The sequence below is a fragment of the Nocardia sp. NPDC057353 genome, from assembly GCF_042667085.1.
Taxonomy (GTDB): domain Bacteria; phylum Actinomycetota; class Actinomycetes; order Mycobacteriales; family Mycobacteriaceae; genus Nocardia.
Map to the genome: position 1 here is coordinate 15,284 of NZ_JBHVAK010000075.1, position 12,527 is coordinate 27,810.

The window sequence follows — 12,527 nt, forward strand, 5'->3', positions numbered from 1 at the left end:
CATCGACGTCTTCGGCACTGGGCCCGACGTCCTTCTGCTCTCCGGCGGCCCCGGCTGCGTGCACTATCTGGCAGACCGACGGCAGACACCGCGGGGAATGCGCACGTGGTGCCCCGAGCCGCGCGGCGTCGGGCGTTCCGGCGGCGGCCCGCACAACCTGCGGCAGGCTGTGGCCGATCTGGAGGCGGTGCGGCGGGCGGCGGGGATCGAGGGGTGGGTGGTCGCCGGTCACTCCTGGGGTTCGGATCTGGCGGTGCGGTACGCCCTGGATCACCCGGAGCGGGTGCGGGCCGTGGTCGGCATCGCCGGGCACGGGCTGCACAAGGACCGCTACTGGAAGCAGGCGTACGAGTCCTCGACGCTCGCGCACTACGTCGCCATGCGCGTCCTGGACGTGCCGTCGGCCTTCGCGCTGGCGCTCTGGGTCGGTGTGGTCTCGCAGTTCGTGCCCACCGTCGGCACCTACCTGGCCGGCGCGCTCCCGGTGCTCGTCGCGCTGGTGTACGAGCCGGTCAATGCGCTCTGGCTGCTCGGCTTCATCGTGCTCTACCAGCAGTTCGAGAACTACGTCCTGCAGCCGCGGGTCACCGCGACCACCCTCGACATGCACCCCGCCGTCGCCTTCGGCGCCGTCATCGCGGGCGCGGCGCTGCTCGGCCCCACCGGCGCCCTGCTCGCCATTCCGGTCACCGCGACGGTGCAGGGGTTCGCCGGGGCCTACATCCGGCGGTACGAGGTGCGGCCGGAAGCCGCCGTCACCCCCGACCCGCCCACCCCAGCCCGCAGACTCGGCCCCTGCCTCACCCACATCGCCGACCTGCTGCGCCTGCGTCGGCAGCCCTGATCGAGCACCGCCCGCGGAAATGAAGAATGGGCGGCTGGCCCCGCTCGAAAGCAGGGCGAGGACGCCCATTTACCGGGTGTACGGTAACACGCCATGGGGGTTGTGGAGAAGGGCGGGCAGGAAGGTTTCGTTACCCGGTTGCGCGAGGTGACCTCGACGGATTCGCCGTGGCATCGCCGGTTGTGGCGTTGCGGCACAATACAACTCGCCCGGGAGCTACTCGACGAGAGCATCACGCCCGGCGTTCCGGCCGGTGCCGTCGAGGACCTGCGCAGCTACGCAACGCATGCGTTGAAGACGGACCCGGGGCTGGGGGACCTGCGCAATGCCGTAGGCAAGGCGGCAGCCGCTGTCAGCCCCGGTATCGCCACCGGCAGTCACGCCTACGTGGTCCTACAGGAGCACATTCGACGTTCCGATGCGGCCTACCTACACAACTGGGCCGACGAGTTCGAGCGTGGCCGGGCTCTCGATATCGAGGGTGCGGCCCGGCGGATAGCCGCCCATATCCTTGATGCCGGCTACCACCGAAGCAGCCTGCACACCTGGATCAGGGATCTGCAGCAGCGGCCGGACATCTGCACGGTTCCCGATTTTCTCCGGGCCGCCGCGGAGCGGCTGGCCAGGCCGGAGCGGAGCTACATCTTCTGCGTCCCGGTTGCCAACAAGCCACCGTTCGCGATCGATGCCGCGACCGCACCGGGTTGGATGACGAGCACCGACGCCGCGGGCTGGAAGAGGCAGTATGCCCCGGAAGCCGTTGCGGTGCGCCACCAAGGCGGCTTTCTCCTCGAAGTCGCGGCTCGTGACATCAACTCGGCGGCGGACCGGGCGCGCACCAGGATCGCCGATCTGCAGACCAAGTTCACCATCGGTTGCCGGGGCACGATCCACATCGCTCCGTGGATGTGGTCACAGGACAAAGCGACGGCCTTTGCCACCCACACCACCAACAGAACTCTGGACGTGCGGTCCTTCGAACGGCTGGGCCGGCTGCCCGATCTCGGGATGCCGGACTACATCACCGGTGCGCTCGCCCTGCTGCAACCGGTGCGGACCGGGCCTGCGCACATCGCCATCATGAGCGGATGGTCGGCGATCGAATCACTCCTCGTCGGCCCGGACGACCCCGACATCGTCGCCGCCGAGCGTTTCTCGCTCATCATCGCCGCAGCCATGCCGCGCGGCGAGCTGACCCGGCTGGCGCACGCCTACATTCGCGAGAACGACGATGCGCTGGCGGTCGAGCTTCGCGGCTGCCCGGACAACCTGAGCCGCGCCCGGCGATTCCAGCGACGGCTCTGCTCCGACGAACCGCTGTTCATGAGCAAGGTGACCGACGAACTGGCCATCACCCGGCTCCGACCGTTCCTGGTCGACCCCGCCGCCGAGATCCGCCGGACCGCAACCATTCTCAGCAAGGAGTTCGTTCGCTTCTACCGCAAGCGCAACGCGATCGTGCACGGCGGGCGGACCCACGCCGATCACCTGCATCCGCTCGCGGAGACCATGTCCCCGTTGATCGGTGCGGGTATCGATCGGATCGTGCACGTCGGCCTGCGGCACGGCGTGCGCCCGATCGCCCTGGCGGCGATGACGGCGGCCAACCTGGACTACCTCCGTCCCGCCACCATCGCCGACCCGGGAACCCTGCTCGACCTGCTCGAGGTCAGGAGCCGGCCGTGACCGGCTCCGCCTGCTCGGCCAACACCCTGCGCCGAACCCGCCGCGCCGCCGCGACCATATTCCGCAGCGACGGGTCCAACTGCCAGTAGTGCCTCGTCTTCAACCCACCGTCCGGATTGGCCCACAACCGCTCCGCGCCGACCGCCTTCGCGGCGGCGGTGAGCTGCTCGTCGAGCTCGTCGATATCCGGGATCCGCGCCGACCGGCTCTCGTAGACGCCGGGGCCGACGCCGTGGCTGAGCCCGTTGCCGCTCGCGTAGTCCTCGGCCAGGGCGTCGATCACCCACTCGATGGAGCGGGTGGCGATGATGGCGGTGACGTCGGCGTCGAGCTCCTCGATCGCCTGCACGACCTCGGCGCGGCCGGAGTAGCCGATGTGGGTGTGGATCTGGGTCTCCGGGCGGACGCCGGAGGTGGCCAGGCGGAAGGCGGCGACGGCCCAGCGCAGGTACTCGGGGCGGCCCTCGGGGCGGGCGGGGAGCAGCTCGCGGATGGCGGGCTCGTCCACCTGGATGATCTTGATCCCGGCGCGCTCCAGGTCGACCAGTTCGTCCCGGATGGCGAGCGCCACCTGGTCGGCGGTCTCGTAGAGCGGCTGGTCCTGGCGCACGAAGGAGCGGGCGAGCATGGTCACCGGGCCGCTCACCATGCCCTTGACCGGGCGGTCGGTGAGCGACTGGGCGTAGCTGATCCACTCGACCGACATCGGCCCCGGGCGGGAGACGTCGCCGTAGACGATCGGCGGGCGCACGCAGCGCGAGCCGTAGACCTGGACCCAGCCGAAGCGGGTGGTCGCGAAGCCGTCGAGCAGCTCGGCGAAGTACTGGATCATGTCGTTGCGCTCGTGCTCGCCGTGCACGAGCACGTCCAGGCCGATGTCCTCCTGCAGCCGAATGGTGGCCTCGATCTCGGCCTCGACCTGCTTGCGGTACTCCGCGTAGGAGATCTTGCCCGCGCCGAGGTCGTGCCTGGCCTGCCGGAGCCGCGCGGTCTGCGGGAAGGAGCCGAGCGTGGTGGCGGGCACCGGCGGCAGGTTCAGCGCCTCCTGCTGGGCCTCGCGGCGCACGGCGTACGGCTCGCGGGTGCGCATGGCGGGGGTGATGGCGTAGACCCGCTGGCGCACCGCGTGCTTCTGCTTGAAGTGCACCTCGGTGGGGCGCTTGCGCCACTTGTCCGACGGGCCCTCGGTGAGCGCCTTGGCCAGCGAGACCACCTCGCCGACCTTCTGCTTGGCGAAGGCGAGGCGGTCGGCCACATTGCCCTCGATGTCGTACTCGGCGAGCACGTCGTAGGGGACGTGCAGCAGCGTGGTGCCGGTGGAGACCACCAGGTCGGGGCAGACCTTCGCCAGCTCCTGCAGATACGTCAGGGTGACGTAGCGGTCCGCGCGCCAGACGTTGAGGCCGCTGATCACGCCCGCGTAGAGCCGCTTGCGCCGGATGCCGGGGATGGCGGCCAGCTCCTCCGGGGTGATGCGGTAGGTCGCCAGGTCGAGCCCGATGGCCTCGACCCCGGACTGCGCCAGGATCCGCAGCGCCTCGCCGAAGTTGCCGTACTGCCCGGTCACCAGGATCCGCGGGCGCAGCGGCGCCTTGGCCAGCCGCTGGTAGGCGCGCTCGAAGGCGGCCAGCTCGTCCGGGGTGCGCTCGCCGGTGAAGCAGGGCTCGTCCAGCTGGACGCAGGTGGAGCCGCGCTTGGCCAGCAGCTCGAAGAGCTGCTCGTAGAACGGGAGCAGCCGGTCGAGCAGGCTCAGGGTGTCGAACTCCGGCTCGCCGGGGACGTGGCCCGCCTTGGAGAGCAGCAGCAGCGAAACCGGGCCGAGCACCACCGGGCGCAGCTCGATGCCGCGCGCCATCGCCCGGTCCCACTCGTCGAGCAGGTACTCGGGGTGCAGCGAGAACTCGGTGTCGGCGTCCAGCTCGGGCTGGCGGTAGTGGTAGTTGGTGCCGAAGTAGCGGACCAGCTCCAGCGGGGGGAGGTCGGGGCGGCCGCGGGCCATGAGGAAGTAGAAGTCGAGCGGGTGCAGGTCTTTCCGCTCCTGCTCGAAGCGGCGCGGGACGGCGCCGAAGAGCAGCGCGTTGTCCAGCACGTGGTCGTAGAAGGAGAAGGTGTTGCCCGGCACCTGGGTGAGGCCGGTCGCGGCCAGCTCGGCGAACTGCCGCTCCTGGATGTCGCGGCCGGTCGCGATCAGCTCGTCGCGGGTCAGGGAGCCCCGCCAGTACGACTCCAGGGCCCGCTTCAGTTCCCGGTGGGCGCCGATCCGGGGGTAGCCGAGAACGCTCGACCCGAAGCCATCGGACACGTTGACCATTGCGAAACTCCTGGAGTTCATCTGCCGCGACGTGCGGCGGTGTTCACAAGGTGGTGAGGTCCCCCTCCGACGCTACGCGCACAGGTCACGGCCCGGCTCGTCGTTCCGTGCCCGCAGCGCATGCGCCGCAGGCGCGAGTCGCGAGTGCGGAACGGCGAGCCCCCGAAGGGCCGTGAACCCGCCGCGCGGAGGCGCGGCAAATCAATACTGGTAGAAGCCTGCGCCGGATTTCTTCCCGAGCAGACCCGCCTCGACCATACGCATGAGCAGCGGGGGCGCGCTGTACAGCGGCTCCTTGAACTCGGCGTACATCGAGTCGGCAATCGACTTCACGGTGTCGAGCCCGACCAGGTCGGTCAGCGCGAGCGGCCCCATCGGGTGCGCACACCCGAGCACCATCGCCTTGTCCACGTCCTCCTTGGTGGCGAAACCGGACTCCACCATGCGGATGGCGGAGAGCAGGTACGGCACCAGCAGCGCGTTGACGACGAAACCGGAGCGGTCGGAGGAGCGCACGACCTGCTTGCCGAGCACGTCGGCGGCGAAGGCCTCGGCGCGGCCGGTCACCGGCGCGCTGGTCTTCAGCGTGGTCACCAGCTCGACCAGCGGCAGCACCGGGACCGGGTTGAAGAAGTGCATGCCGACGACGCGCTCGGGGTTGGCGGTGGCGACGGCGATCTTCATGATCGGGATGGAGGAGGTGTTGGAGGCCAGCACCGCGTCCGGGTCGGTGACGACCTTGTCCAGGTCGGCGAAGATGGCGGTCTTGACCTGCTCGTCCTCCAGGACCGCCTCGACCACCAGCTGGCGGTCGGCGAAGTCGCCGAGGTCGGAGGTGAAGCGCAGCCGCCACGCGGTCTGCTCGCGCTCCCGCTCGGTGATCTTGCCGCTGCTCACGCCGCGATCCAGCGAGCGCAGGATGCGCGCGCGACCTGCGGCGGCCAGCTCCCTGGTCTGCTCGTACACCAGCACGTCGACGTGCGCACGCGCGCACACCTCGGCGATGCCCGCACCCATCTGGCCGGCGCCGATAACACCGACCCGTTGAATCTTCTCGCTACTCACGGTCCCGCTCCTGCCGGTTGTGTGGCGACATTTCTCGCACGGTATAGGGATGCCCTCCCCGCCGGGGCTGTTCGGCGGGGAGGGCGGTACACCCCCTACCCGAGGTAGGAGATCATCTCGGGGTTCCGCGAACCCCGAACCCCTGCAGGGCAACTCGCAGGGCGCGAGCCCGACGAGCGCCGGTTCGCGGCAGGCCCGAGGTTCCGTACCCGAAGCGCATGCGCCGAAGGCGCGAGTCTCGGGTGCGGAACCGCGGGCCTCCCTGGGCCGCGAACCACGTCCCGCGGAGGCGGGACAATCCAACTCAGTGGAACTGGCCCTCTTCGGTGGAGCCCTTCAGCGCCGCCGTGGAGGTGTTCGGATCGACGGTGGTGGCGATGCTGTCGAAGTACCCGGCGCCGACCTCGCGCTGGTGCTTGATGGCGGTGAAGCCACGCTCCTCGGCGGCCTTGAACTCGCGCTCCTGCAGGTCGACGAAGGCGGTCATGCCCTCGCGGGCGTAGCCGTGCGCCAGGTCGAACATGCCGTAGTTGAGCGAGTGGAAGCCGGCCAGCGTGATGAACTGGAACTTGAAGCCCATCGCGCCGAGCTCCTTCTGGAACTTCGCGATGGTCGCGTCGTCCAGGTGCGCCTTCCAGTTGAAGGAGGGCGAGCAGTTGTAGGCCAGCAGCTGGTCCGGGAACTCGCTGCGCACCGACTCGGCGAACTTCTTGGCGACCTCGAGATCCGGCACGCCGGTCTCCATCCAGATCAGGTCGGAGTAGGGCGCGTACGCCTTGGCGCGGGCGATGCAGGGCTCGATGCCGTTCTTCACGCCGTAGAAGCCCTCGGCGGTGCGGGTGCCGTCCAGGAACTCGCGGTCGCGCTCGTCCACGTCGGAGGTCAGCAGGGTCGCGGCCTCGGCGTCGGTGCGGGCGATGACCACGGTGGGCACGCCTGCCACGTCGGCCGCGAGGCGCGCGGAGGTCAGGGTGCGGATGTGCTGCTGGGTCGGGATCAGCACCTTGCCGCCGAGGTGGCCGCACTTCTTCTCGGAGGCCAGCTGGTCCTCCCAGTGCGAGCCGGCGACGCCCGCGGCGATCATGGCCTTCTGCAGCTCGTAGACGTTCAGCGCGCCGCCGAAGCCGGCCTCGCCGTCGGCCACGATCGGGGCCAGCCAGTTGCTCACCGAGGTGTCGCCCTCGACCTTGGCGATCTCGTCGGCGCGCAGCAGCGCGTTGTTGATCCGGCGCACCACCTGCGGCACCGAGTTGGCCGGGTAGAGGCTCTGGTCCGGGTAGGTGTGGCCGGAGAGGTTCGCGTCACCGGCGACCTGCCAACCGGAGAGGTAGATCGCCTTCAGGCCCGCGCGCACCTGCTGCACGGCCTGGTTGCCGGTGAGGGCGCCGAGCGAGTTGATGTAGTCCTCGTTGTTCACGAGATCCCAGAGGATCTCCGAACCGCGGCGGGCGAGGGTGTGCTCCTCGACGACGGTGCCCTGCAGCTTCACCACCTGATCCGCGGTGTAGTTGCGGGTGATGCCCTTCCAGCGCGGGTTGGTGTCCCAGTCCTGCTGGATCTCCGCAGCGGTTTTCGGGGTGCCGGTGGTCGACATCTCTACTCCACTTTCTCGTCTGTTGGTACCCGCCGGTACGAGCGGAGCGCTCGATCTGCTGGTCGGGTGCTTTACAGGCTTGCTAGGCCCTGGGGGTGTACTTCCACACGATTGCACATCCGAAAACCAGCGTCTACCTGTAGTTATTGTGAATTCGAGCTAGCTTTGCCATGACTTCTGCTAACTCTGCGAAATTAGCCGCCGGATAGCAAAGGCCAAAGCTACCCGACGGTAGGTCTGACGTGCGGTTTCAGCGTAACGCCCGTACTGTTTACCGCCGCGGGCCGTCCTCCCGATCCGCGGTCGCCCCGCGGCGCGCTGTGAGCACCTTCACAGCGCGGTGCGGCTCCGGCGCGGGTGGGAAACCCTCCGCCGGGGACGAGTGGCCGTGCCCGTGGTGCGGCAGACTCGGGCAGGTATCCGCGGCGGATCTTCGCGCCGCGGCGAGATCCACCGGACAGGAGCACGATGCGCAACCCCTGGACCGCGCCTGCGCGCGCCATCGCCGCGGGCGCCTGCGCGCTCGCCTGCGCCACCGCACTCGCGACCGGCGCCCCCGCCGCCGCGCAGCCCGCGCCTGCCGCGCCGGGCACCCCGCTCTCGGTCGAGGCGCTGCCCGCGGCCGCCGCGATGCCGGGCGCCGCGGGCACGGCGCGGCTGCTCTACACCAGCACGACCGTCGGCGACGCCCCCGCGCCCGCGAGCGCGGCGGTCTACTTCCCCGCGGGGCAGGTGCCTGCAGGCGGCTGGCCGGTGATCGCCTGGGCGCACGGCACGGTCGGCCTCGGCGACGAGTGCGCGTACAGCGTCGGCGGCCCGGCCGCGGTCGAGCGCGACCGCTCCTACCTCGGCGCCTGGCTGGAGCAGGGCTACGCCGTCGTCGCCGCCGACTACGCCGGGCTCGGCGTGCCCGGCGAGCACCCGTACCTGAACGGCCGGGTCGCCGCGCACAACGTGGTGGACGCGGTGCGCGCCGCGCACACCCGCTACCCGGAGCTCTCGAACCGGTGGGCCGTGGTCGGCCAGTCGCAGGGCGGCGGCGCCGCGGTCTTCACCGCCCGCTACGCCACCGAGTTCGGCGGGCCGGAGCTGGATTACCGCGGTGCCGTCGCGACCGGGCTCCCCGCCTACCTGGAGGAGGTGTTCCTCGCGCTCGGCCCGAACGTGCCGCCGATCTCGCTCGGTGACCACCTCACCGCCTACGTCCTCTACGTCCTGGACGGGCTGCGCCAGAGCCACCCCGAGCTCGATGTCACCGGGCTGCTCACCGACGAGGGGAAGGAGTGGCTCGACCGCGCCCGCACCGCCTGCATCGAGCCGTTCGCCGATGAACTGCGCGGCGTCGCCATCGGCGACCTGTTCGCGAAGCCGCTCGCGAGCCTGCCGGACGCCTACGGTGTGCTCAGCCGCCAGATGGGGCTGCCGGAGTCCGGCTACGACCGCCCGGTCTTCGTCGGCCAGGGGCTCTACGACAAGGACGTGGTGACCCCGCAGGCGCTGCGCTGGGCCGCCGTCACCGCGGCGAAGGGTGAGCCGATTCGGCTGCACACCTACTTCGAGGACCACAGCGGAGCTGTGAACGCGTCCCTCCCCGACTCCACGCCGTTCGTTCGCGAACTCTTCGCGGGCTGATCTGACCCATAGCCGTCCGCTACCGTCGAGCAACCCCGTACCGGACGCCGCGACGGCTTGGAGTCGGCCACAGGATCACCGCCCGTAACCCGGGCGCAATCCGACCCGAATAGCGTCGCGAAGATGCCTTACTCCGAACACCCCGCTGTGCCGGACCACAATCGCGGCCGGGCGGCGCGGGTGCGGCTGCGAGGAGATTCCGGAGCAGGCCCCTATTTGTCCCGCCGGGACGATATGGTGTGCGTCACGTGCGACGACTTGGGGACGGGTGTCGATCACGATTTCCCGCCCGCGGCCGCACGGTGATCGGAGCAAGCTGATGCGCGACATCGTCGACGACCTGCTGCGGGTCTGGCATTCGGGCCGGACCGGCGGCTTGGCCACCATCGTGCGCGCTGTCGGCTCCACCTCGTTGCCGGTGGGGGCCGCCACGCTGATCGATCCGGAGGGGGGTGTATTCGGATCGATCGCCTCCGGCCGGTTGGAGGAGGCGGTTTTCGAGGGTGCGCTGCGCGCGACCCGCACCGGGCATCGGGCGCTGCACCGGTTCGACGTGCTCTCCGGGGTGGAGACCGCCTCGGACGGCGACGACACCGTCGACATCTTCATCGAGCCGTTCTCCCGGTGGACCTTCCCCGAGTTCCCGACGGTGGCCGCGGAGATCGCCGCGCACCGGCGGGTCACCGTCTTCACGGTGGTCTGGAATCCGGACCCGGACGTGATCGGGCAGCACCTGATCACCGACAAGAAGCACGCCACCGAGCTGGTCGCGCTGCCGGAGTCGGACGTCTTCGTTTCGTCCTTCTCGCCGCCGCCGCGGCTCATCGTCTTCGGCGCCAATGCCTACGCCGCCGCGCTCACCGCGCAGGCCAGGCTGATCGGCTACCGGGTGACGATCTGCGACTCCAGGCCGGAGTTCGCGGTGCCGGAGTCCTTCCCCGGCGCCGAGGTGGTCTGCGACTGGCCGCACCGGTACCTGAACACGCTGGCCGCGCAGGGCGAGATCGAGAGCGACACCGGCGTGGTCGTGCTCGCGCACGAGCCCAAGTTCGAGATCCCGCTGCTCACCGTCGCGCTCCGGCTGCCGGAGCTCGGCTACCTGGCCGCGCTCGGCTCCAGCACCGCGCACGCCCGCCGCCTGGACGACCTGCGCGCGGGCGGCTTCGACGAGCGCACGCTGGCCAAGCTGCACATCCCGGCCGGGCTCACCATGGGCGCGCGCAACCCGGCCGAGACCGCGGTCTTCATCACCGCCGAGCTGCTCGCGGCGCGCGGCGGACAGTCGGAGCGGCGGGCCTCCTGGTCGGAGCGGGCCGCCGTCGGGCTGAGCGGCTAGCGCAGCACCCGGTAGCGCAGGTGCGTGACGGTCGGGGAGGAGATGACCTCGACCGGCTCCAGCCGCGTGCCGGCCGGCCCGTCGAGCAACCGCTCGCCCGCGCCGAGCACCACCGGCACCAGGTGCAGCACCAGTTCGTCGAGCAAGCCGGCGGCGAGGTACTGCCGCACCGCGCTCGCCCCGCCCGCGATCTCCACCGGCCGGTCCCCCGCCGCCGCCCGCGCCTGTTCCAGTGCCGACTCGATCCCGTCGGTGACGAAGTGGAAGGTGGTGCCGCCCGCCATCGGCAGCGGGTCGCGCGGGTAGTGGGTGAGTACGAAGACCGGCGCGTGGTACGGCGGCTCCGGCCCCCACCAGCCGGTCCAGTCCAGGTCCCATTCGCCGCGGCCCGGGGCGAACATATTGCGGCCCATGATGTGCGCGCCGGTCTCGGCGTGGATCTCGGCGAGCAGGCGTTTGTCCCGGTCACGGCCGGGTTCGTCGGTCTGGAACATCCACTCGGTGAGGGCGTCGGCGCCGGTGCCGAAGGGCTGGTCCAGGCTCTGGCCCGGGCCCGCGGTGTAGCCGTCGAGCGAGATGGCGAGGTTCGCGGTGACTGTGCTCATGCTCGATGGACGGTGCCGGGCGCGCGGATTCATCGCCTGCCCCGAAAACCTCGGCGCGCGGATGGTTCGGCGCCCCGCGGTGGTTGCAGCAGGCGTGAACCCCATCGGCACGCTGCTGGAGGCCGAGCTGCACATCGGCGGCTCCGCGATCCTGTGGCGGGAGATCATCGGCAACGGCTTCGGGCTGGCCTCCGCGATCGGCGGCATGCGCCGCCGGGTGTGGGCGTGGCCGGTCGGCATCGTCGGGAACGCGCTGCTCTTCACGGTGTTCGTCGGCGGCGTCTTCCACACCCCGCAGCAGGTGAGCATGGCGGGGCAGGCCGGGCGGCAGCTGGTGTTCCTCGCGGTCGGGGTGTACGGGTGGTGGCGCTGGTACCGGAGCCGCGGCGGCGGGGCGGCCGCGGTGCTGCCGCGCTGGGCGACCGGGCGGGAGCGGGCGCTGCTCGCGCTCGCCATGGTGCTCGGCACCGGGGTCTTCGCGGTGGTCTTCGCGGAGATCGGGTCGTACGGGCCGCTGGCGGAGGCGTGGATCTTCACCGGTTCGGTGCTCGCCACGTACGGCATGGCGCGCGGCCTCGCCGAGTTCTGGCTGATCTGGATCGGGGTCGACCTGGTCGGCGTGCCGTTGCTGCTGCGGGCCGGGTACTACCCGTCGGCGGTGCTGTACCTGGTCTACGCGGGGTTCGTGATCTGGGGTTTCGTGGTGTGGGTGCGCACCATCCGGGCGCCGGTCGCCGAGCGGGCGGCCACCGCCCCGGTGTGACCCAACCCGCCATCGACGGTGGCCTCCGCTTGCACCGGTTGCCGCGGCATGGACAGTGGAATATGTGATCCTCACCGTGACAATGAATCCCGCGTACGACACGACCTATCGGGTGGAGCGGCTGGAGCGCGGCGGGGCGCACCGGGTCAGCTCGGTGGAGCAGCGCATCGGGGGCAAGGGGGTCACCACCGCGCGGGTGCTGAACCAGCTCGGCCGCTACGCCAAGGCCACCGGCTTCGCCGATCACGCCTTCGCCGCCGCCGCGGAACTCGAGCTGCCGAACGACTTCGTGCTCGCGCTGCCCTGGGTGCGGCGCACCCTCATGATCGGCGAATCCGCCGACGGCACCGCCACCGAATTCGCCGAGCCCGGCGCCCGGGTCTCCAACCCGCACGCCGCCGACCAGCTCTCGGTCCGTATCCGCGGCCTGCTCCCCGGCCTCACCGGGCTGGTGATCGCCGGGCCGCTCCCGATCGGCATCGAGGACTCGCTCCCCGCCGAACTCGCCGCCGCCGCCGTCGAAGCGGGCATCCCCACCGTCTGCGACCTCACCGGCGAGCCGCTCCGGCTGGCCGCCCGGGTCCCCGGCGTCGTGCTCTGCGGCTGCACCGCCGACCTGCTCGGCCCGGTCGACGACCTCGACTCCCTGCTCCCCGCCACCGAGCGGCTGCTGTCCTGCGGGGCCGCGGCC

Annotated in this window: 9 protein-coding genes and 1 pseudogene; 6 read left to right on the plus strand and 4 right to left on the minus strand. The window is 70.8% G+C overall.

All coding sequences use genetic code 11. From position 1 onward, the window contains the following. The first annotated feature begins 34 nt into the window (after positions 1-34). Together ACFUUZ_RS28080 and ACFUUZ_RS28085 are read left to right on the plus strand one after the other, a co-directional pair. Positions 35-844, plus strand: a complete 810-nt coding sequence (locus ACFUUZ_RS28080; RefSeq protein ID WP_378701388.1) for an AI-2E family transporter — start codon at positions 35-37, stop codon at positions 842-844. Between the two features lie 93 nt (positions 845-937). Continuing rightward, positions 938-2,530 carry an integrase gene (locus ACFUUZ_RS28085; protein WP_378701368.1) on the plus strand — a complete coding sequence of 531 codons (1,593 nt, stop codon included), beginning with the start codon at positions 938-940 and terminating at the stop codon, positions 2,528-2,530. On the opposite strand, the gene metE is transcribed toward ACFUUZ_RS28085, so the two are convergent. From metE to aceA, 3 genes are all read right to left on the minus strand, one after another. Beyond that, positions 2,514-4,841 carry a 5-methyltetrahydropteroyltriglutamate--homocysteine S-methyltransferase gene (gene metE, locus ACFUUZ_RS28090; protein WP_378701371.1) on the minus strand — a complete coding sequence of 776 codons (2,328 nt, stop codon included), beginning with the start codon at positions 4,839-4,841 and terminating at the stop codon, positions 2,514-2,516. The genes ACFUUZ_RS28085 and metE overlap by 17 nt on opposite strands. A gap of 201 nt (positions 4,842-5,042) precedes the next feature. Further along, positions 5,043-5,906, minus strand: a complete 864-nt coding sequence (locus tag ACFUUZ_RS28095; protein ID WP_378701373.1) for a 3-hydroxybutyryl-CoA dehydrogenase — start codon at positions 5,904-5,906, stop codon at positions 5,043-5,045. Between the two features lie 304 nt (positions 5,907-6,210). Further along, positions 6,211-7,500, minus strand: a complete 1,290-nt coding sequence (aceA, locus tag ACFUUZ_RS28100; protein WP_378701375.1) for an isocitrate lyase — start codon at positions 7,498-7,500, stop codon at positions 6,211-6,213. Positions 7,501-7,968: 468 nt separating this feature from the next. Here aceA and ACFUUZ_RS28105 point away from each other — a divergent pair, with 468 nt between their 5' ends. Next, positions 7,969-9,132, plus strand: a complete 1,164-nt coding sequence (locus ACFUUZ_RS28105) for a lipase family protein (RefSeq protein WP_378701377.1) — start codon at positions 7,969-7,971, stop codon at positions 9,130-9,132. Between the two features lie 319 nt (positions 9,133-9,451). Continuing rightward, positions 9,452-10,468, plus strand: coding sequence for an XdhC family protein (locus ACFUUZ_RS28110; protein ID WP_378701380.1), 1,017 nt, complete (start codon positions 9,452-9,454; stop codon positions 10,466-10,468). Here the strand turns inward: ACFUUZ_RS28110 and ACFUUZ_RS28115 are convergent. Continuing rightward, on the minus strand, positions 10,465-11,073 hold the full coding sequence (locus ACFUUZ_RS28115) for a dihydrofolate reductase family protein (RefSeq protein ID WP_378701382.1): 609 nt from the start codon (positions 11,071-11,073) through the stop codon (positions 10,465-10,467). The two genes, ACFUUZ_RS28110 and ACFUUZ_RS28115, sit on opposite strands and share 4 nt — an antisense overlap. A 61-nt stretch (positions 11,074-11,134) precedes the next feature. On the opposite strand from ACFUUZ_RS28115, the gene ACFUUZ_RS28120 reads away from it, so the two are divergent. Together ACFUUZ_RS28120 and ACFUUZ_RS28125 are read left to right on the plus strand one after the other, a co-directional pair. Continuing rightward, the gene (locus ACFUUZ_RS28120) at positions 11,135-11,836 is read left to right on the plus strand and encodes a nicotinamide riboside transporter PnuC (RefSeq protein ID WP_378701384.1); all 702 of its coding nucleotides are present in this window, start codon (positions 11,135-11,137) and stop codon (positions 11,834-11,836) included. Between the two features lie 82 nt (positions 11,837-11,918). Further along, positions 11,919-12,527 (plus strand): annotated as a pseudogene (locus ACFUUZ_RS28125) (carbohydrate kinase); the annotation flags it as partial.